A 19,891-nucleotide genomic window follows, 5' to 3' on the forward strand; every position below is an offset into this window, starting at 1 on the left:
CGTCATAAGTTTGCCTAATACAAAATTCGGCGGCACCGCGGCTTTCTAGAATCGGCTCACCGCCTACCCAGAGGGAATCCATGAGCCACTACGACTTCATCGTGATCGGCGCCGGCGTGATCGGCACGTCGGTCGCGCATCACCTTGCCGCGCTCGGCGCCGGCAACGTGCTCGTGCTCGAGCGCGGCATGATCGGCGCCGGCACCACGTCGCAATCGTCCGGTCTGCTGCGCACGCACTATTCGGTGCGTCAGAACGTCGAACTGGCGCGCGCGTCGTGGTGGGCGTTCAACAATTTCGCCGAATACGTCGGCGACGACGAAGCATCGTGCGGCCTCGTCAAATGCGGCTACATGATCTGCGCGCCGGACGGCGACAAGCTGGAGCCGCTGCGCGCGTCGCTCGACGCGCAGCGCGCGATGGACATCGAGGTCCGGCTGCTCGACCGCAACGAGGCGCGCGCGCGCCTGCCGATCGCGCAGTTCGACGATGCCGCGCTGATCGGCTTCGAGCCGGAAGCCGGCTTCGCCGACGCGTACCTCGTCGCGACGGGCTTCGCGAAATCGGCACGCCGCCGCGGCGTGAAGATCCTCGAAGGCACGACCGTCACGGGCGTCGTGCGGGACGGCCACCGCATCGCCGGCGTCGACACGAGCGCCGGCCGCTTCACGTGCGGCACGCTGATCAGCACGCAGAACATCTGGACGCCGGAACTCGCGGGCTGGATCGGCGTGCCGTTGCCCGTCAAGCCCGAACGGCACACCGTGCTCGCGCTCGAATGCGACGCGAAATATTCGTTTCAGATGCCGGCGTTCAAGGATCTCGGCTCGCCCGGCATGCTGTATTACCGCAGCTACGGCGGCAGCCAGATGCTCGTGTCGGAGGGCATCGTCGGCGAGACGCTGAACGCACCGGAAACCGAACAGGGCGACATCTCGCTCGACTATGTCGCCGAAGTCGGCGCGCAGGTCGCCGAACGTTTTCCGGCGTACGAGACGGCCGGGCTCGCGTCGTCGTGGACGGGCGTCTACGACGTCACCCCCGACTGGAACCCGGTGCTCGGCGGCGTCCCCGGCATCGACGGACTCGTCGTCGGCTTCGGCTTCTCCGGCCACGGGTTCAAGCTGTCGCCCGGCATCGGCAAGCTGCTCGCGCAGCATGCACTCGGCCTGCCGACCGACGTGTCGCTCGCGCCCTATGCGCTCGAACGCTTCGCGACCGGTGCGCTGCTCACCGGCAAGTACGGCCACGGCGCCGTGTCCTGATCCCCATCGCTTCGACGAGACATTGCCATGCCCATCAAGATCCTGGTGCCCGTGAAGCGCGTCGTCGACCCGAACGTGCGCGTGCGCGTCGGCTCGGCCGGCGCGATCGACACGGCCGGCCTCAAGATGTCCATCAACCCGTTCGACGAATGCGCGCTCGAAATGGCGCTGCGCCTGCGCGAAACCGGCCACGCCGTGCAGGTGAGCGTGCTCACCTGCGGCCTGCCGGTCTGCCAGGACGTGCTGCGCACCGGCCTCGCGATGGGGGCGGACGACGCGATCCTGATCGACACCGCCGACACCGGCGACGCGACCGCGTCGCTCGACTCGCTCGGCGTCGCGCGCCTGCTGCACGCGTATCTCGGCACGTCGCCGTACGACCTCGTGCTGTGCGGCAAGCAGGCGATCGACGACGACACCGGCGGCGTCGCGCCGATGCTGGCCGGCCTGCTCGGCTGGCCGCAGGGGCTCGATGCGATGGCGCTCGTGCCCGACGGCAACGGCTGGCGCGTGACCTGCGGCGACGACAGCGGCACCGCGACGTGGCGGCTCGACGGGCGCGCCGTCGTCAGCGCCGACCTGCGCCTCGCCGAGCCGCGACGCGTGACGCTGCCGAATATCGTGAAGGCGAAACAGAAGCCCATCGCGGTCGTCGAGGCCGGCCGCTTCGGGGTCGACCTGGCGCCGGCGTCGCGCGTGGTGCGGCTCGCCGAACCGGCGGTGCGCCGCGCCGGCGAGCGCGTCGCCGACATCGACGCGCTCGTCGCGGCGCTCGCCGCACAGAACGTATTTGCCCACCCAGGAGTTTCCGCATGAGAACGCTCGTTGTCGCAGAAGCGACCGCCGACGGCACGCTCGCCGATGCGGTGCGTCGCGTGGTCAGCGCCGCGTGCGCGCGCCGACAGCCGGTCGACGTGCTGGCGCTCGATCCCGCGGCGGCGTCCGAGGCGGCGCTGATCGACGGCGTGGACGCGGTCATCCGCCCGGACGCGCAACACGCAGCGGCCGCGATCACGCCCGAAGATCTCGCCGCGCAGCTCGCCGCACTCGCGCCGCGCTACGCGCTGATCGCGGCCGCGCATCGCACGCTCGGCCGCAATGCACTGCCGCGCGCCGCCGCGCTTGCCGATGCGGCGTTCGTCGCCGACGTGACCGGCATCGCCGACGACGGCAGCTTCGTGCGCGGGCTGTATGCGGGGAGCGTCGTCGCGACGGTGACCAGCGCGCGCGACACGACCTTCGTGACGGTGCGCGCGTCGTCGTTCGCGCCGGCCGGCGTCCGCACGGCACCGGCCGCGATCGTGCCGCTTGCCGCGCCACCCGCGTTCGCCGCGACGACGCTGCTGGAACGGCACGGCGCGCAGTCGAGCGGCATCGATCTCGCGAATGCGCCGATCGTCGTGTCGGGCGGGCGCGGTCTCGCATCGGGCGAGAACATGGCACGGCTCGGCGCGCTCGCGGCACGGCTCGGCGCTGCGCTCGGCGCATCGCGCGCGGCCGTCGACGCGGGCTACGCGCCGAACGCGATCCAGGTCGGGCAGACCGGCAAGACCGTTGCGCCCGACGTCTATCTCGCGTTCGGGATTTCCGGCGCGGTGCAGCACCTCGCGGGGATGAAGGATTCAAAGCTCATCGTCGCCGTCAACAAGGACCCGGACGCGCCGATCTTTTCGCTCGCGGACGTCGGCTTCGTCGGCGACCTGTTCGACGTGATGGCCGCGCTCGAGCGTCACGTCGGTGCAGGAGGTCGCGCATGACAGCGCTGCAATTCGCAGACGGCGCGGTCGGAACGCCGGCCGCCGTCGAGCGCGCAGCGGGCGGCCGACCGGCGTCGCGCTATCCGTCCGTGCAGTTCATCGACTGCAACAGGATCGCGCCCGAATCGTGGGCGAACGGCAGCGGCGTCACGCGGACGATCGCGAGCCGCACCGGCGCCGACGGCGAGATCGACTGGCGGATCAGTCTCGCGACGCTCGACGGGCCGGCCCGCTTCTCGCGGTTTCCTGGAATCGATCGCCAGCTCGTGCCGGTCGACGACACGAGCGTCGAACTGCATGCGCAGGACGGACACCTGATCGCGCGCCCGACCGAGCCCGCGCAGTTCCCCGGCGAGCTGCAGATATGGACGAGCGGCATCGCGCGGCCGACGCACGTGCTGAACGTGATGACGCGCCGCGCCGCGTGCCGCGCGACCGTCGTCGTGGCGACGCATTCGTGCCGCGTCACGCCGGCGTCGACGCATCTGCTGATCTGCGCGGCGGGTCAGTGGCGCATCGGCAGCGCGCTGCTAAGCACGCAGGCGCTGCTGCCCATGCATGGCATGTGGCTCGATGGCCGAGGCGAGGAACTCGAGCTGAAGTCCACCGGCCCCGAATCCAGGCTGATCTCGATCGCGATCGCGCCGGCCGTTCGATAACGGCTTGTGTGTCGACACTAATCCCTCGTCTACTCCTGGTACTCGCTCATGTCCCACATCTCGCTGATTGAAAGCCACGGCCCGCGCGAATCGATGGAATACGACGTCGTGATCGTCGGCGGCGGCCCCGCCGGGCTGTCGGCGGCGATCCGGCTCAAGCAGCTGGCCGCCGAGAAAGGCACCGAGATCGGCGTGTGCGTGCTCGAGAAGGGTTCCGAGATCGGCGCGCACATCCTGTCGGGCGCGGTGATGGACCCGCGCGCGATCACCGAGCTGTTCCCTGACTGGAAGGAACAAGGCGCGCCTTTGAACGTCGAGGTGACGGAAGACCGCTTCCTGTTCCTGTCCGAGAAGAGCGCGATCACGACGCCCAACTGGGCACTGCCGGCCAACTTCCAGAATCACGGCAACTACGTGATCTCGCTGGGCAACGTCACGCGCTGGCTCGGCCAGCAGGCCGAAGCGCTCGGCGTCGAGATATTTCCCGGCTTCCCGGCCGCGGAGATTCTCTACAACGACGACGGCTCGGTCAAAGGCGTCGCCACCGGCAACATGGGCGTGGGCAAGGACGGCGAGCCGACCGAGAACTTCCAGCTCGGCATGGAGCTGCACGCGAAGTACACGCTGTTCGCCGAAGGCTGCCGCGGCCACCTCGGCCGCCAACTGATCTCGAAGTTCAAGCTCGACGCGAACGCCGATCCGCAAGCGTACGGGATCGGCATCAAGGAACTGTGGGAAATCGATCCCGCGAAGCACAAGCCGGGCCTCGTGATCCACACGGCCGGCTGGCCGCTGAAGTCGGACACCTACGGCGGCTCGTTCCTGTATCACATGGACAACAACCAGGTCGTGGTCGGCTTCGTCGTGGGACTGGGCTACACGAACCCGTACCTGTCGCCGTTCGAGGAATTCCAGCGCTACAAGACGCATCCGTCGATCCGCGCGTTCCTGGAAGGCGGCAAGCGCGTGTCGTACGGCGCGCGCGCGATCACGGCCGGCGGCCTGCTGTCGCTGCCGAAGACGGTGTTCCCGGGCGGCGCGCTGATCGGCGACGACGCAGGCTTTTTGAACGCGTCGCGGATCAAGGGCAGCCACGCGGCGATCAAGACCGGCATGCTGGCCGCCGACGCCGCATTCGACGCGGTGCAGGCCGGCCGTCAGTCGGACGAATTGAACGCGTACCCGGATGCCTTCAAGCATTCGTGGCTGTACACGGAGCTGTACCGCGCACGCAACTTCAAGCAGTGGATGGCCAAGGGGCTGTACCTCGGCACGCTGATGGTGGGGCTCGAGCAGAAGGTGATGGGCGGCAACGTGCCGTGGACGCTGCACCACAAGCACGCGGATCACGAGATGCTGAAGCCCGCGTCGCAATGCACGCCGATCGAGTATCCGAAGCCGGACGGCAAGCTGACGTTCGACCGGCTGTCGTCGGTGTTCATCTCGAACACGAACCACGAGGAGCACCAGCCGGCGCACCTGACGCTCAAGGATGCGAGCGTGCCGGTGAACGTGAACCTGCGCACCTACGCGGGCCCGGAGGCGCGCTTCTGTCCGGCCGGCGTCTACGAGTTCATCAAGAACGACAGCAACGAAGATCGCTTGCAGATCAACGCGCAGAACTGCGTGCACTGCAAGACCTGCGACATCAAGGACCCGACGCAGAACATCGTGTGGGTCACGCCGGAAGGCGGCGGCGGGCCGAATTACCCGAACATGTGATCGCGCGTAGGCGACGAACGTTTCGCATGCCGAACCCGCGCTCGTGCGGGCACGCGAAGCCGAGTGCCATGACACGATTACACCAACCTTCCGTCGCAAACTTCGACACGGTGCCCGTCACGCCGCCAGCATCGAACCCACGGTAGCGTTCCGTCGCGCACGGTGCGCGCGTTGTGCCCAGGTCGCTACGCGACCATGCATCCCCCGTCACGCCCCTCGATCCATTTCCTTCGTCCACCAAACGAAGCGCGCGCCGCTTCGCCTGCCCATGCGCAAGGTCCGCGCACGCGTCACACCACCCGCTGACATCTCGCCTTCATCGCCGCGCGCTGCCGACGCTCTCTCCGAAGGAGTACCTCTTCATGACAGTTGCTGGCGCGTTATTGGCCGACGATCGTTGATCGCTCGTACTCAACCCGACTTGATGGAGATCCCGATGAGTTCCCTCCCTGACAGCGCACAGGCGGATTTCCCCGCCGCGCATGCCGATACGGCCGGACTTCAGCGCAAGATCAGCTGGACCGGCGCCTTCTGGGTCGCGAGCGGCGTGCCCGCGCTCGTGCTGTTCTCGATCGGCTCCATCGCGGCCACCGTCGGCAAGCCATCGTGGATCGTATGGATGATCTCGATCCTGTTCGGTTTCATCCAGGCGTTTTCTTACGCGGAGATTGCAGGACTCTTTCCGCACAAGTCGGGCGGTGCATCGGTCTATGGCGCGATCGCGTGGGTGCGTTACAGCAAGCTGCTCGCCCCGCTGTCCGTGTGGTGCAACTGGTTCGCGTGGTCGCCGGTGCTTGCGATCGGCTCGGGCATGGGCGCGGGCTACGTGCTGAACATGCTGTTCCCGGCCACGGCCGCGATCAACACGTGGCAGATCACGCTGCTCGATCTCGGCTGGCTCGCGAGCGGCCTGTCGCTGCGTATCAACGCAACCTTCGTGATCGGCGCGACCATCCTGCTCACCACCTTCGCGGTCCAGCATCGCGGGATCCTGCAGGCCGCGAAGCTCCAGATGATTCTCGCGATCGCCGCGCTGCTGCCGTTGCTGCTCGTCGGCGTATATCCGCTTCTGAGCGGCGACCTGCCCAGGTCGCACTTGCTGCCGCTCTACCCGCTCGCGAAGGATGCAGCCGGCCGCGTGATCGACGGCACGTGGAATCTCGCGGGCCTGCAGCTGATGGCGGGCGGCCTGTTCATCGCCGCCTGGTCGACCTACGGCTTCGAGACGGCCGTGTGCTACACGCGCGAGTTTCGCGATCCGCGCCGAGACACGGTCAAGGCCATCGTCTATTCCGGCCTGCTGTGCCTCGTGTTCTTCACGATGGTCCCGCTCGCGTTCCAGGGCGCGCTGGGCCTCGGCCAGCTCGTCACGCCCGAAGTGAAGGATGCGGCCGGCAACGTCACGCAGGCCGCGGTGTACGACGGCGTGCTGTCGCCGGGCATCTTCAGCGGCATGGGTGTCGCCGAAGCGATGACGCAGATCGTCCACGTCGGCAGCTGGGGCGAGTACATCCTGAAACCGATGCTGGTGTTCGCGCTGGTGCTCGCGATCATGACGTCGATGGCGGGATCGTCGCGCACGCTGTACCAGGCATCGGTCGACGGCTGGTTGCCGAAATACCTGTCGCACGTGAACGGGAACGGCGCGCCGACCCGCGCGATGTGGACCGATCTCGGCTTCAACCTGTTCCTGCTGCTGATGTCCGACTACACCGTCGTGCTCGCGATGTCGAACGTCGGATACATCATCTTCAACTTCCTCAACCTGAACGCGGCCTGGATCCACCGCCTCGACCGGGCGAACTGGACCCGCCCGTTCCGCGCGCCGCGCTGGCTGCTCGCGCTCGGCACGATGCTGTCGTTCGTCAACCTCGCGCTGATGGGCTTCGGCGCCGACGTCTGGGGCAAGGGCACGCTGGTCTCGGGCCTCGTGTTCGCCGCGCTGATCGTGCCGGTGTTCGTCTGGCGGCACTACGTGACCGACAAGGGCCGCTTCCCTGATCAGATGCTGGAGGACATGACGCTGTCCGGCGGCGAACAGCCGCGCAAGGCCGGATACCTGCCGTACCTGACGCTGCTGCTCGGCGTGGTCGTCGTCATCGCGACGCACTGGATCGCCCCGTAAGCGCGATCGCGGTCGCACGCGACTTGAAACGACGCCCGGTTCGCAGCCGGGCGTCGTATTTGCGCTCATGCGTTGCGCGCGCGACGCCGCCCGCTGCCCGCCGCCCGCCGCGCGAACGCGCGGCCGACTCAGACGCCAGGTCGATCGCCGGGCCGCACTTCGAAGATCGCGCCCTCGACACCCAGCACCTCGCCGCTTGTCGAGTAGATCCCGACGCCGGTTTCCCACACCGGCTTGATCCGTGCGTCGGCGCATCGGATCCGATACCGCAGATCGAATACGCCGCGCACCGCCAACGCCTGCTGAACGCCCATCCACACGTAATCGGTATCGTCGGGCACGATGAGTTGCCCGAACGCATGCGCGTGCCCGTCGAGAAACCACTGCCGCGGATAGCCGGTCAATCGCTCGCATCCGGCACTCACGTACTCCATCGTCCACAGCCGGTTGTTGCGGCCACGGTAGATGAGGCCCGGAATGCTGTCGAGCAGCCCTTCGACGCTTCTCAGGTGAGCCTGCGTCGCCGTCTCGCGCCGCCGGTCGAGCGTCACGTCGGACAGCGCAACGGATGATCCGTCGGCATTCCTTTTCAACGACACCTCGAACCAGCGCAGTTCGCCGTCCGGACGCACGCAGCGCAGGCGCTCGCGGACTCCGCCGCGCGAGATCGCCAACGCACGCTGCTGCATGCCGATCCAGATGCCCTGGTCTTCCGGATGCACGTAGTCGATGAAGCACCGGCCGGCCGCGGGCCGTTCCATCGCGTCGGCCCACGCGACGTTGAAGGCGGCGATCCGTCCCGCGCCGTCGAGCTTCAGCAGCGCGAGCGGGCAATCGTCCGCGTCGAACGCGCTGCCCAATGGGTGCGTCGCGAGCGTGTCGTCCGTCATCACGCCGCCCGTTCCCGGTTCGACGCGCCGATCGCGCGCCGGTGCACCGATGCCGCCAGCTCGAGCCGCGTTCGCGCGTCCAGTTTGCGCAGCAGGTTCTTCACGTAGACCTTCACCGTGCCCTCGCTGATGCCGAGCACGCGCGCGATCTGCTTGTTGCTCATGCCGTCGGCGATGAGCGTCAGCGTCTGCGTTTCGCGCGCAGTCAGGTCGGCCGGCCGTGCGTCGGCATGCGCGACGGCGACGCCGTCTTCGTCGGCGAGCGCGTCGTCGAGCACCACCAGCCCCCGCATGCAACTGCGCACGTAGGCGAGCAGCGCCTGCGGCTCCGAATCCTTCAGCACGTAGCCGTCGGCGCCGAGCCGCACCGCCGCGCGCAACTCCTCGCGATCCATCGACGCCGTCAGCAGCACCTTCACGCAATCGGCCTCCTTGCGCCTGAGGCCGTCGAGCACCTGGAGCCCGCCGAGCCCCGGCATGTGCAGGTCGATCAGCACCAGCTCCGGCCGCAGCATGCCCACGAGCGCAATCCCCTGTGCGCCATTCGACGATTCGCCGACCACGCGAAATTCCCCGGTCGCACTGAAAAATTCGGCCACGCCGCGGCGAAACAGCGGGTGGTCGTCGATCAACAGCAGCGTGGTCGGTTCCATCAGATCGTTTCTCCGAATATCGCGCCGTCCGGCACGAACAACGCCACGCGCGTCCCGCCGAACGCGCCGCGCTCGATCGCGATGCGCCCGCCGATCGCCGCCGCGCGTTCGCGCAGGATGTCGAGGCCATGGTGATTCACGTCGGCCGCGCCGTCGCCGAGCCCGATGCCGTCGTCGACGACGAAGACCTGCAAACCTTCGCCGTCGGTCCGCAGCGCGATCCACGCATGCCCCGCCTGCGCATGACGCACGACGTTCGACAGCGCCTCGCGCACGATCTGCAGGATATGCAGCGCGATGCGCGGATCGATCCGCAGGTGCGGCACGCGATTGTCGAGCTCGAACACGACATCGCACCGGCGCGAGAACTCCGCGACCGAATCGGCCAGCGCCTGCTGCAGCGAGCGCCCGTCGAGCGTGAGCCGCGCGCTGGTGATGAGCTCGCGCACCTCGCGCTGCAGGCGCGTCGTCATCGTGCGCAGTTCGGCCAGCAGCGGATCGCCGGTCGGGTCCTGCTGCTGCAGGCGAGCAACCAGGAACGACATGAAGCCCAGCTGCTGCGCGACCGAGTCGTGCAACTCGCGTGTCAACGCCTCCGCCTGGTTCGCGGCGTCGCGCCCGTGCGCATCGTGCGCATCGGCAGGCTCCCGACGCGCCAGCGCCGCCCGGACCGTGCCCGCGATGACGTCGAGATCCGCCAGCAGCGCCGGCTCGGCCGGCAGTGCGATGTCCAGCACCAGCACCGCGTCGCCGATCGCCAGTACCGCGCGCCCGTGGCCGGTCCCCACGCAGTCGGGACACAGTTCGCACGCACCGCCGCTTGCCGCGTGCCGAAGCTTGCAGCGATGCCCCTGCGTGCATCGCACCAGCGTGTCCGGCGTGGATTCGTAGCCCGCACCGCCATCGAGCGCGAGCACGACCCGTGCATCCGGCAGTTCGCGCGCGAGGCCCGTATAGAACGCATGAAACGCCGCGTGCCGCGGCGCACCGTTGGCGCATCCGGCCAGCAACGCGAGCAGCGCATCGCGAAAGCGCGTCGGCAACGACGCGCCGCCCAAGGGCGGCATGCAGCTGTCGGTCAGGCTGTCGTCGGGAGTCACGATCATTCGGCAGGACAAACCAGGATCGAAATACGACGCAAGTTCCATGCCTCTCGGCGCTTTCCTGCGCGCTACCTCTTAGGGCATACCTCCTCTTCAGGATTGAACGGCAATTACTGGCAAGAAACTATGTTGAACAACAGGAACGCAACGTGACGCAGCGACGGTCGCCGAGCGTACGCCCATTCGTGATGCAAACGCCCCATTTTGGGAGTCGAACGATGCACTCAATTGAACCGTTCGCAACCGGCAGCCGAACGCACGAAGCGCAACCGGCGCACACGCCGTTCGTGCCGCCGAGCTTGCCGCCGAGTTTGCCGCAATACGCGCCGTTGCAGCCCTGCTTCGCCGCCCGCTCGCATCTCGTGGTCGCGCAAGGCAACGCGCTCGACGCGGTGCGTGCGCTCGTCGACGCCCTCGCCGGGCTGCCGGGCGCCGCGCTGCTCGTCACGCTCGGCCATCTGCGGGCAACCGGCCTGCCGACCGTGTTTCACGCATCGCTCGACGCGCTCGAGGACGACGTGCGCCGCAGGCTGAATGAAAGCGTCGTCGGCGTCCGTCTTTATGTGTGTGGCGACGAGGCGTTCGTCTGGCACATCCGGCGCGTCGCGCAGGCGGCCGGCATGCTGCCGGACGAGGTGGTCGCGACCGTGTCCGGCATGCGGCGCACCGTGTACTGCGTGCATTGCGGGACCTCGCATGCGCACGACGGGCCCGATGCATACGACGAGGTCACCTGCCCGTCATGCGATGTCCGCCTGAGTGTGCGCCAGCATTTCTCCGCGCGGCTCGGCGCCTATCTCGGCGTCTGCGCGGATGCCGACCGGCCCTACGCGGGAGACGCACCATGAGCCTGCTCGACGTTCGCGTGGCCGAGGCCCGCATGCTCACGCCCGTCGTGCGCGAACTGGCGCTGACGGCGGTCGACGGCGCGCTGCCGGCCTTCTCGTCCGGCAGCCACGTGCAGGTCGTGCTGAACGATGGCGGCCGCACCTATCGCAACGCGTACTCGCTGGCCGGCGATCCGGCCGAACGCAACGTCTATCGGATCGCTGTCCGGCGGCAGGCGTCGTCACGCGGCGGCTCCGTGTTCGTGCACGACCGTCTGGCCCCGGGCGCCCGCTTGCGCATCACGGCCCCGGCGAACCTGTTCGCATTGAACGCCACCGCGCGCCATCACGTGCTCGTCGCAGGCGGCATCGGCATCACGCCGTTCATCGCGCATCTCGCGGAGCTGGAACGCCGGCACGCGAGCCACGAGTTGCACTATGCGTACCGCACGGGCCAGACGGATGCCTATCGCGCGGCACTCGAAGCGCGGCTCGGCGCGCGCTTTCACGGCTACGACGGCGTGCAGGCCCGCTTCGACGCGATCGCGATGCTCGACAGGCAGCCGCTGGGCACGCACGTCTATGTGTGCGGCCCCGAACGCCTGCTGCGCGCGGTGCGCGACGCAGCCGCCGCGCTCGGCTGGCCTGCCGGCCGCGTGCACTGGGAAGCCTTCGTGGCGCCGCTGCCGGGCCAGCCGTTCACCGCCGACCTGCGGCGCAGCGGCCGACGCATCGCGGTCGGTGCCGACCAGAGCCTGCTGGAGGCGCTCGAATCGGCCGGCATCGACGTGCCGAATCTGTGCCGCGGCGGCGCATGCGGCCAGTGCGCGACGCGCTATCTCGACGGCGCGGTCGAGCATCGCGACGCATACCTGGACGCCGCCGCGCGCGCGACCCATCTGATGCCCTGCGTGTCGCGCGCGTGCGGCGGCGCATTGACCCTCGACCTGTGAGACCTGTGTCATGAGCGTATTCATCAAGCCCGCGCAGACGTATCGCGACGACTTCTCGTTCCGCAACAGCCCGGCGGCGATCGCACGCTTTCCGTTTCCGTTCCCCGAGGACCGGTACATGTATTCGGTCAACATCGAGCCCGCGACGCCGCGCGATCCCGGCTCGGTCTACGCGCACTGCTTCGACATCGACGAGCACTACCGCTCCGAGATCGCCGAACGCGCGCGCGTGCTCGACGCCGAGCCGCGCCGTGCGATCGTGATGCCGCACATGGAGACCGCGTCGTGGGACACGCTGGAGATGGTCATGACGCATCTGGCGCACGACTATCCGGAGTGGTTCGCGCTCGAGCGCGACGACGCTCGCTGGCGCTGGCAAAACCGCGCGCTCGACCTCGAACAGAGCTTCGTGTTCGGCGACGCGCGCACGCTGCCGTATGGCCCGCTCGAATACATCATGCGGCAGACGCAAGGCGACATCGCGCTGCTCGACCAGCGCGACGGCGACCTGTACATGGATGCCGGCGTCGTCACCGGCCCGGCCGACTGGTCGCTCGCGTTCGATGCCGGGATGAGCTTCAGGCAATGGCATGCGCCGGTGCCGCTCGCGCACCAGGCGGGCGTATTCGACCGCGCGCTGAAATACCTGCTCGCCGTGCAGGTCGGGCAGCCCGTGCGCCGGCTGAACTGGACGCTGACCATCCATCCGCGCCTCGACACGTCGCCCGAAACCTATCACCTGTGGGGCGCGGACCGCGGCCGCGTGACGCCCGACAACGTCGGCGAGGCCGTGCATCTGCGCGTCGAGCTGCAATTGATGGCGAGGCTGCCGCGCAGCAACGCGCTGATGTTCGGCATCCGCACCTACCTGTGCAGCATGGCCGACCTCGTCGGCAATCCGGTCTGGGCGCGCCGGCTGCACCGCGTGCTGCGCGACCTGCCCGAGCCGATCGCCGAATACAAGGGCATGTCCCGCTACCGGCACACGCTCGTCGAGTGGCTCAGCCGGTTCGACGGCGACGCGTGACCCGGCGTTTTTTCGTGATCGACCTTCACTTTCGTATGGAGCATTCAAGATGGCGAACTCTTGGCGCATCTCCGCCCTGGCGGACCGGCATCGCGCACTCGGCTCGAATCTCGAGGACTGGAACGGCATGGGCACCGCATGGACCTATTCGACCGATCTCGCCGACCACCACGAGGCCATTCGCACCCGCGCCGGCCTGATGGACGTATCGGGGCTGAAGAAGGTGCACTACGTCGGCCCGCACGCCGAAAGCCTGCTGAACTGGGCGACGACGCGCGACATCGGCAAGCTGTATCCCGGCAAGTCGGTGTACGCGACGATGCTCGACGAGCGCGGCAAGTTCATCGACGACTGCATCGTGTACCGGACGGGCCCCAACGCGTTCATGGTCGTGCACGGCGCGGGCGCGGGGTACGAGCGCCTCGTGCGCTCCGCGTACGGCCGGCAGGTGGCCGTGCTGTTCGACGACGACCTGCACGACCTGTCGCTGCAAGGGCCCGTCGCGGTCGACTTCCTCGCCGAATACGTGCCGGACATCCGCAACCTGCGCTACTTCCACCACGTTCAGACGCGCCTGTTCGACCGGCCGGTGATGATCTCGCGCACCGGCTACACCGGCGAGCGCGGCTACGAGATCTTCTGCAAGGCCGCCGACGCGCCGCTGATCTGGGACACGATCGTCGAGAAAGGCCGGGCGATGGGCATCGTCCCCTGCGCGTTCACCGCGCTCGACTGGCTGCGCGTCGAGAGCGCGCTGCTGTTCTATCCGTACGACAACTCCGAGATGTACCCGTTTGCCGACGAACGCGCCGGCGACACGCTGTGGGAACTCGGCCTCGATTTCACGGTATCGCCCGGCAAGACCGAATTCTGCGGCGCTGCCGAGCATGCCCGGCTGGCCGGCAAGGAGCGCTTCCGGATCTTCGGCGTCGAGCTCGAGGCCACGAAGGCCGCACAGGCTGGCGACACGCTATGGCGCGACGGCAAACGGGTCGGCGTGATCACGTGCGCGATGGTGTCGCGGCTGACCGGGCGCTCGCTCGCGATCGCCCGCCTGGACGTCGAGCATGCCCACGCGGGCGCGCCGCTCGTCGTGAAGGGCAGCATCGACACGCGCGCGAGCGCCGCGCTGCTGCCGTTCGACGATCCCGAGAAGACCAAGCGCACCGCCGTCGGCTGACGCCGCGACGACCGCGCGTGGCCTTGCATGACCGCACGCCACCGGCGGCGGCCGGCCATCCCCGCAATCCGATCCGTTTCGAGGACACACGACGTGAATCCGAACTACATCCTGACGATCAGCTGCCCGGCCACGTCCGGCATCGTCGCTGCCGTCACCGCCCATCTCGCCGCGTCGAACTGCTACATCAGCGAACTGGCGCAGTACGACGACGAGGTCAGCGGCACCTTCTTCATGCGTGCCGTGTTCCGCTTCAACAGCGGTGCGAGCGGCGACGTCGAGCAGCTGCAGCGCGATTTCGGCAGCGTCGCGCGCGACTTCTCGATGCAGTGGCAACTGAAAAGCGCCGGCGATCCGATGAAGGTCCTGCTGATGGTCAGCAAGTTCGACCACTGCCTGTCCGACCTGCTGTACCGCTTCCGCAAGGGCGAGCTGCGCATGCAGATCACCGCGGTCGTGTCGAACCATCTCGACCTGCGGCCGATGGCCGAGCGCGAGGGCATCCGCTTCATCTACCTGCCGATCACGCCGGACACCAAGGCGCGGCAGGAGGCCGAGCTGATGCGCATCGTCGACGAAACCGGCACCGAGCTCGTCGTGCTGGCCCGCTACATGCAGATCCTGTCGAACGACCTGTGCGAGCGGCTCTCCGGCCGCGCGATCAATATCCACCACTCGTTCCTGCCGGGGTTCAAGGGCGCGAAGCCGTACCACCAGGCATTCGAGCGCGGCGTGAAGCTGATCGGCGCGACCGCCCACTACGTGACGTCCGACCTCGACGAAGGGCCGATCATCGAGCAGGAGGTGCAGCGCGTCGACCACGTGCTGCAACCGGACGATCTCGTGTCGATCGGACGTGACACCGAGACAGTCGCGCTGTCGCGCGCGGTCAAGTACCACACCGAGCACCGCGTGTTCCTGAACCAGAGCCGCACGGTGATCTTCAAATGAGCGGCGCGACTCGCATCGACGGCAACGCGATCGCCGACGCGCTGCTGGCATCCGTCAGGCAGGACGTCGCGCGGCTGCGCGCGGAAGGCGTGATGCCCGGCCTCGCGGTCGTGCTCGTCGGCGACGATCCGGCGAGCCACATCTATGTGCGCAACAAGATCCTGCGCGCGCAGCAGGTCGGCATCCGTTCGATCGAGCATCGACTGCCCGCCGACACCGCGGCGCCCACCTTGCTCGCGCTCGTCGCCGAACTGAACGCCGACCCCGACGTACACGGGATTCTCGTGCAGATGCCGCTGCCCGCGCAGCTCGACGCCGCGGCCGTGATCGACGCGATCGATCCGCGCAAGGACGTCGACGGTTTCCATCGCGAGAACGTCGGCGGCCTTGCGCTCGGCCAGGACGTGCTCGTGCCGTGCACGCCGTCGGGCTGCCTGCATCTGCTGCGGGAGATCGTCGGCGATCTGCGCGGCAAGCATGCGGTCGTCGTCGGGCGCTCGAACATCGTCGGCAAGCCGATGGCGGCGCTGCTGCTCCAGTGCGACTGCTCGGTGACAACCGTCCACTCGCGCAGCGCGAATGCCGCGCAACTGTGCCGCCAGGCGGACATCGTCGTCGCGGCGGCCGGCAAGCCGGGGCTCGTCGATGCGGGCTGGATCAAGCCGGGCGCGGTCGTCGTGGACGTCGGCATCAACCGGATCGAATCCGGCGGCGCGACGCGGCTCGTCGGCGATGTGGACCACGACAGCGTGTCGCGCGTCGCCGGTGCATTGACGCCGGTGCCGGGCGGCGTCGGGCCGATGACGATCGCCTTCCTGATGAAGAACACCGCGCTCGCGGCGCGGCGGCAACGCACGACGTGACCGACGTGCGCGCTCGCATGGCTAATCACTTCCAACGAGGTAGAACGCGATGACACAACGTGTTGCAATCATCGGTGCGGGCCCGTCGGGCATGGCCCAGCTTCGCGCCTTCCAGTCGGCCCAGGCGAAGGGCGCGGACATCCCGCAACTCGTCTGCTTCGAAAAGCAGCGCGACTGGGGCGGCATGTGGAACTATACGTGGCGCACCGGCACCGACGAATTCGGCGAGCCGGTCCACGGCAGCATGTACCGCTATCTATGGTCGAACGGCCCGAAGGAATGCCTCGAGTTCGCCGACTACACGTTCGAGGAACACTTCGGCAAGCCGATCGCGTCCTATCCGCCGCGCGAAGTGCTGTGGGACTACATCAAGGGACGCGTCGAGAAGGCCGGCGTGCGTCCGTACATCCGGTTCGGCACCGTCGTGCGCCAGATCGCGTTCGACGACGCCAGCGGCCGCTTCACGGTGACCGTGCACGATCTCGACAACGACGTCGTGTATGCGGAAGACTTCGACTACGTCGTGAACGCATGCGGCCATTTCTCGACGCCGAACCTGCCGAGCTTTCCCGGCTTCGACAGTTTCGGCGGGCGCATCCTGCACGCGCACGACTTTCGCGATGCGCTCGAATTCAAGGACAAGGACATCCTGCTCGTCGGCAGCAGCTATTCCGCCGAGGACATCGGCTCGCAATGCTACAAGTACGGCGCGCGCAGCATCACGAGCTGCTATCGCACCGCGCCGATGGGTTATCACTGGCCGGCGAACTGGGAGGAAAGACCGTTGCTCGAGCGCGTGCGCGGCAACGTCGCGTTTTTCGCCGACGGCAGCAGCAAGAAGATCGACGCGATCATCCTCTGCACCGGATACCAGCACCATTTCCCGTTCCTGCCCGACAGCCTGCGGCTGAAGACGAACAACCGGCTCTGGCCGCTCGACCTGTACAAGGGCATCTTCTGGGAACGCAATCCGAAACTGATCTATCTCGGCATGCAGGACCTCTGGTACTCGTTCAACATGTTCGACGCGCAAGCCTGGTACGCACGCGACGTGATCCTCGGCCGCATCGCGCTGCCCGGTTTCGACGCGATGCACGCCGACAGTCTCGCGTGGCGCGCGCGCGAGGAAGCGCTGGTCACCAACCAGCAGATGTTCGAGTACCAGGGCAGCTATATCCAGGACCTGATCGACGCGACCGACTATCCGAGCTTCGACATCGCCGGCGTCAATCGTACGTTCCTCGCGTGGAAGCACGACAAGCACGAGAACATCATGGGCTATCGCGACAAGTCCTATCGCTCGCTGATGACCGGCACCCAGTCGCCGCCGCATCACACGCCGTGGCTCGACGCGCTCGACGATTCGATGGACGCGTACCTCGGCGAGCGTGCGCCCGAACCGCGCGTGCGCACAGGCTGACCGTCGCGCCGCGTCGCGGCATCCGGCCGTGCGCCGGGTGCCGCGACATGAGCCGTGCCATTCGCGGCCGCGCGCATCGCGCGCCGCGCCCGTCCCTCCATGCAAGGAACGTCCATGCTTATTCGTCCGCCGTCCGCGTCGCGGCCGCACGAACCCGCGTTGTCCGCCCATGCGGCGGGCCGCGAACGCCATCGCGTCGCCGGTGCGGGGCTCGCCGCCGTCATGCTCGATGCCGGCGACACGCTGCAGGTAATCGATGTCGAAGGGCGGCAACGGGCCGAACTGCTCGCATTGCGCGTGCATGACGGCGGCAGTGCGCTGGCCGCGCTCGACCTGACGCCCGACGACGGCGCGCGGTTCATCGCCGAATGCCTGAACGGCGGTTGCGCCGCACCACGGGATATCGCGACCCTGTTCGAACGACACGGGCTGACGGGCGCGCCGTTGCCGGCGGGAGCGATCCTCTGGTCCGGCGACACCCACGCCGGCTGCACGCGCACGTTCGTCGCGACGGCGCCGCTCGTCGCGATCGTCGCGGCGCCCGGCGACCCCGTGCCCGTGGACCGCGCCGGCCGGCCGGCGACGGAACTGCACCTGTCCGTCGTCCGCGCGCAAAAGTCCGCTGCCACGGAGACGAGCGTGCCGCTCGCCGATCCGCTCGCCGATTTCGTGATCCGCCCGGGCACTGCCGTCGCCTACACGGTGGCGGCCGGCGAGTACATCCAGATCGTCGACATCGACGGCAGGCAATGCTCCGATTTCGTCGCATTCGATCTCGACGCGCTCGGCCGCCATCAGGAAGTCGGCCTCGATCCGACCGTCACGCGCACGCTGAACGGCCATGCGTATCCGCTGCCCGGTCTGTATTCGCGATTCTTCGACCAGCTCATGCAGCCGATGCTGGAAGTCGTGCACGACACCGTCGGCCGGCACGACACGTTCGCGCTCGCGTGCACGGCACGCTATTACGAAACGCAGGGCTACCCGGGCCATCCGAACTGCAGCGACAACATCAGCGCGGCGCTCGCCGATTACGGCGTCGCCGCGCGCCCCGGCTGGCCGGCGATCAACTTCTTCTTCAACACCGCGATCGACGCGCACGGGCAGATGACGATCGACGAACCGTGGTCGCGCCCGGGCGACTACGTGCTGATGCGCGCGTTGAAGCCGCTGCTGTGCGTCAGCACGTCGTGCCCCGACGACATCGATTCCGCCAACGCGTGGCAACCGACCGACATCCGGATCCGAACCTACTCAAGCGAAGCGCGCTTCACCATGTCCACCGCTCTCAGATCCACACCCGACGCGCTGCCCGTGCTGACGCGCCAATCGGGCTTCCACGCGCGCACGTCGGCGCTCACGCGACACTTCGTCGACTACCGCGGCTGGCACCTGCCCGCGCGGTTCGACGGCTACGGCGCGATCGACGAATACTACGGCTGCCGCGAGCGCGCGGCGATCATCGATCTGTCCGCGTTGCGCAAGTTCGATGTCGTCGGTCCCGACGCCGAGGCCCTGCTGCAATACTGCCTGACGCGCGACGTGCGCAGGCTCGCCGTCGGCCAGGTCGTCTACTCGGCGATGTGCCATCCGCACGGCGGCATGCTCGACGACGGCACGCTGATGCGGCTCGGCCCCGACACGTTCCGCTGGATCTGCGGCGACGATTTCGCGGGTATCTGGCTGCGGGAGCAGGCGAACCGGCTCGGCATGAAGGCATGGATCAAGTCGTCGTCCGACCAGATCCACAATGTCGCGGTGCAAGGACCGCGCAGCCGCGAGATCCTGAGCGCGCTGATCCGCACGCCCGCGACGCAACCGTCGCTCGACAGCCTCGGCTGGTTCCGCTTCCTGATCGGCCGCCTCGGCGGGGACGACGGCTGCCCCGTCATCGTCAGCCGGACCGGCTACACCGGCGAGCTCGGCTACGAGATCTGGTGTCATCCGCGCGATGCGCAGCCCGTATGGGACGCGATCTGGGCAGCCGGTCAACCGCACGGGCTCGCGCCGCTCGGACTCGACGCGCTCGACCTGTTGCGGATCGAAGCCGGGCTCGTGTTCGCCGGATACGAATTCACCGACGAAACCGATCCGTTCGAGGCCGGCATCGGATTCAGCGTTCCGCTCGACAAGAAGACCGATGACTTCGTCGGGCGGGACGCGCTGCTGCGCCGTAGCGCGCATCCGCATCGCCGGCTCGTCGGGCTCGAACTGGCCGGCAACGAACCGGCACATCACGGCGATTGCGTGCACGACGGGCGGGCGCAGGTTGGTGTCGTCACGAGCGGCATGCGCTCGCCGATCCTCGGCACGAACATCGCACTTGCGCGAATCGACGTGCACCACGCGCAGCCAGGCTGCGTGCTGCACGTCGGCAAGCTTGACGGCCAGCAGAAACGCATCGACGCGCGGGTCACTGCACCTGTCTTTTACGATCCGCAGAAGGCGCGCGTTCGCAGCTAGCCCGCGAACGGGCGCATGCATTGCGGCGAGAGG

17 protein-coding genes are annotated in these 19,891 nt (G+C 68.0%); 14 read left to right on the forward strand and 3 right to left on the reverse strand.

Annotated features, from left to right (window positions below):
• The first annotated feature begins 80 nt into the window (after window positions 1–80).
• The 6 genes from O1Q03_RS02680 to O1Q03_RS02705 all read left to right on the forward strand — a co-directional run bounded on the left by O1Q03_RS02680 (window position 81) and on the right by O1Q03_RS02705 (window position 7,528).
• Window positions 81–1,265 carry an NAD(P)/FAD-dependent oxidoreductase gene (locus O1Q03_RS02680; RefSeq protein ID WP_269501560.1) on the forward strand — a complete coding sequence of 395 codons (1,185 nt, stop codon included), beginning with the start codon at window positions 81–83 and terminating at the stop codon, window positions 1,263–1,265.
• Between the two features lie 27 nt (window positions 1,266–1,292).
• On the forward strand, window positions 1,293–2,081 hold the full coding sequence (locus O1Q03_RS02685; RefSeq protein WP_269501561.1) for an electron transfer flavoprotein subunit beta/FixA family protein: 789 nt from the start codon (window positions 1,293–1,295) through the stop codon (window positions 2,079–2,081).
• Window positions 2,078–3,022 (forward strand): electron transfer flavoprotein subunit alpha/FixB family protein, encoded by a 945-nt coding sequence (locus O1Q03_RS02690; RefSeq protein WP_269501562.1) that lies wholly within the window; start codon window positions 2,078–2,080, stop codon window positions 3,020–3,022. Before O1Q03_RS02685 ends, O1Q03_RS02690 begins: the two co-directional genes overlap by 4 nt.
• Window positions 3,019–3,681 carry a HutD/Ves family protein gene (locus O1Q03_RS02695; protein ID WP_269501564.1) on the forward strand — a complete coding sequence of 221 codons (663 nt, stop codon included), beginning with the start codon at window positions 3,019–3,021 and terminating at the stop codon, window positions 3,679–3,681. The genes O1Q03_RS02690 and O1Q03_RS02695 overlap by 4 nt, the downstream gene beginning before the upstream one ends.
• Window positions 3,682–3,729: 48 nt before the next feature.
• Window positions 3,730–5,403, forward strand: coding sequence for an electron transfer flavoprotein-ubiquinone oxidoreductase (locus O1Q03_RS02700; protein WP_269501566.1), 1,674 nt, complete (start codon window positions 3,730–3,732; stop codon window positions 5,401–5,403).
• A 436-nt stretch (window positions 5,404–5,839) separates the two neighbouring features.
• Window positions 5,840–7,528 carry an APC family permease gene (locus O1Q03_RS02705; RefSeq protein ID WP_269501568.1) on the forward strand — a complete coding sequence of 563 codons (1,689 nt, stop codon included), beginning with the start codon at window positions 5,840–5,842 and terminating at the stop codon, window positions 7,526–7,528.
• A 128-nt stretch (window positions 7,529–7,656) separates the two neighbouring features.
• Here O1Q03_RS02705 and O1Q03_RS02710 read toward each other — a convergent pair whose 3' ends face one another.
• The 3 genes from O1Q03_RS02710 to O1Q03_RS02720 are packed head-to-tail and all read right to left on the reverse strand — an operon-like array spanning window position 7,657 to window position 10,171.
• On the reverse strand, window positions 7,657–8,418 hold the full coding sequence (locus O1Q03_RS02710) for a PAS domain-containing protein (RefSeq protein WP_269501728.1): 762 nt from the start codon (window positions 8,416–8,418) through the stop codon (window positions 7,657–7,659).
• Window positions 8,418–9,071 carry a response regulator gene (locus O1Q03_RS02715; RefSeq protein WP_269501570.1) on the reverse strand — a complete coding sequence of 218 codons (654 nt, stop codon included), beginning with the start codon at window positions 9,069–9,071 and terminating at the stop codon, window positions 8,418–8,420. The genes O1Q03_RS02710 and O1Q03_RS02715 overlap by 1 nt, the downstream gene beginning before the upstream one ends.
• Entirely contained in the window at window positions 9,071–10,171 is a 1,101-nt protein-coding gene (locus O1Q03_RS02720; RefSeq protein WP_269501571.1) for a sensor histidine kinase, read from the reverse strand. The genes O1Q03_RS02715 and O1Q03_RS02720 overlap by 1 nt, the downstream gene beginning before the upstream one ends.
• A 221-nt stretch (window positions 10,172–10,392) precedes the next feature.
• Here O1Q03_RS02720 and O1Q03_RS02725 point away from each other — a divergent pair, with 221 nt between their 5' ends.
• From O1Q03_RS02725 to O1Q03_RS02760, 8 genes are all read left to right on the forward strand, one after another.
• The gene (locus O1Q03_RS02725) at window positions 10,393–11,022 is read left to right on the forward strand and encodes a dimethylamine monooxygenase subunit DmmA family protein (protein ID WP_269501572.1); all 630 of its coding nucleotides are present in this window, start codon (window positions 10,393–10,395) and stop codon (window positions 11,020–11,022) included.
• A complete protein-coding gene (locus O1Q03_RS02730; RefSeq protein WP_269501573.1) occupies window positions 11,019–11,954 on the forward strand; it encodes a PDR/VanB family oxidoreductase in 936 nt (311 codons plus the stop codon). Before O1Q03_RS02725 ends, O1Q03_RS02730 begins: the two co-directional genes overlap by 4 nt.
• 10 nt (window positions 11,955–11,964) lie before the next feature.
• Entirely contained in the window at window positions 11,965–12,981 is a 1,017-nt protein-coding gene (locus tag O1Q03_RS02735; protein WP_269501574.1) for a heme-dependent oxidative N-demethylase family protein, read from the forward strand.
• Between the two features lie 49 nt (window positions 12,982–13,030).
• Window positions 13,031–14,161 (forward strand): aminomethyltransferase family protein, encoded by a 1,131-nt coding sequence (locus O1Q03_RS02740; RefSeq protein WP_269501575.1) that lies wholly within the window; start codon window positions 13,031–13,033, stop codon window positions 14,159–14,161.
• A 93-nt stretch (window positions 14,162–14,254) separates the two neighbouring features.
• Window positions 14,255–15,112 carry a formyltetrahydrofolate deformylase gene (gene purU / locus O1Q03_RS02745; RefSeq protein WP_269501576.1) on the forward strand — a complete coding sequence of 286 codons (858 nt, stop codon included), beginning with the start codon at window positions 14,255–14,257 and terminating at the stop codon, window positions 15,110–15,112.
• Window positions 15,109–15,975 carry a bifunctional 5,10-methylenetetrahydrofolate dehydrogenase/5,10-methenyltetrahydrofolate cyclohydrolase gene (locus O1Q03_RS02750; RefSeq protein ID WP_269501577.1) on the forward strand — a complete coding sequence of 289 codons (867 nt, stop codon included), beginning with the start codon at window positions 15,109–15,111 and terminating at the stop codon, window positions 15,973–15,975. The genes purU and O1Q03_RS02750 overlap by 4 nt, the downstream gene beginning before the upstream one ends.
• A gap of 49 nt (window positions 15,976–16,024) precedes the next feature.
• Complete coding sequence (locus O1Q03_RS02755; RefSeq protein WP_269501578.1) at window positions 16,025–17,395, forward strand: NAD(P)-binding domain-containing protein; 1,371 nt, start codon at window positions 16,025–16,027, stop codon at window positions 17,393–17,395.
• 114 nt (window positions 17,396–17,509) lie between these two features.
• Window positions 17,510–19,858 carry a DUF1989 domain-containing protein gene (locus O1Q03_RS02760; RefSeq protein WP_269501579.1) on the forward strand — a complete coding sequence of 783 codons (2,349 nt, stop codon included), beginning with the start codon at window positions 17,510–17,512 and terminating at the stop codon, window positions 19,856–19,858.
• Window positions 19,859–19,891: the final 33 nt, after the last annotated feature.

The sequence above is a fragment of the Burkholderia sp. IMCC1007 genome (assembly GCF_027257875.1).
In the GTDB taxonomy this organism is placed as follows: Bacteria; Pseudomonadota; Gammaproteobacteria; order Burkholderiales; family Burkholderiaceae; genus Burkholderia.

Coding starts and splice junctions, on each gene's coding strand:
- O1Q03_RS02680 (WP_269501560.1), top strand. CDS start 81: ATGAGCCACTACGACTTCATCGTGATCGGCGCCGGCGTGATCGGCACG.
- O1Q03_RS02685 (WP_269501561.1), top strand. CDS start 1,293: ATGCCCATCAAGATCCTGGTGCCCGTGAAGCGCGTCGTCGACCCGAAC.
- O1Q03_RS02690 (WP_269501562.1), top strand. CDS start 2,078: ATGAGAACGCTCGTTGTCGCAGAAGCGACCGCCGACGGCACGCTCGCC.
- O1Q03_RS02695 (WP_269501564.1), top strand. CDS start 3,019: ATGACAGCGCTGCAATTCGCAGACGGCGCGGTCGGAACGCCGGCCGCC.
- O1Q03_RS02700 (WP_269501566.1), top strand. CDS start 3,730: ATGTCCCACATCTCGCTGATTGAAAGCCACGGCCCGCGCGAATCGATG.
- O1Q03_RS02705 (WP_269501568.1), top strand. CDS start 5,840: ATGAGTTCCCTCCCTGACAGCGCACAGGCGGATTTCCCCGCCGCGCAT.
- O1Q03_RS02710 (WP_269501728.1), bottom strand. CDS start 8,418: ATGACGGACGACACGCTCGCGACGCACCCATTGGGCAGCGCGTTCGAC.
- O1Q03_RS02715 (WP_269501570.1), bottom strand. CDS start 9,071: ATGGAACCGACCACGCTGCTGTTGATCGACGACCACCCGCTGTTTCGC.
- O1Q03_RS02725 (WP_269501572.1), top strand. CDS start 10,393: ATGCACTCAATTGAACCGTTCGCAACCGGCAGCCGAACGCACGAAGCG.
- O1Q03_RS02730 (WP_269501573.1), top strand. CDS start 11,019: ATGAGCCTGCTCGACGTTCGCGTGGCCGAGGCCCGCATGCTCACGCCC.
- O1Q03_RS02735 (WP_269501574.1), top strand. CDS start 11,965: ATGAGCGTATTCATCAAGCCCGCGCAGACGTATCGCGACGACTTCTCG.
- O1Q03_RS02740 (WP_269501575.1), top strand. CDS start 13,031: ATGGCGAACTCTTGGCGCATCTCCGCCCTGGCGGACCGGCATCGCGCA.
- O1Q03_RS02750 (WP_269501577.1), top strand. CDS start 15,109: ATGAGCGGCGCGACTCGCATCGACGGCAACGCGATCGCCGACGCGCTG.
- O1Q03_RS02755 (WP_269501578.1), top strand. CDS start 16,025: ATGACACAACGTGTTGCAATCATCGGTGCGGGCCCGTCGGGCATGGCC.
- O1Q03_RS02760 (WP_269501579.1), top strand. CDS start 17,510: ATGCTTATTCGTCCGCCGTCCGCGTCGCGGCCGCACGAACCCGCGTTG.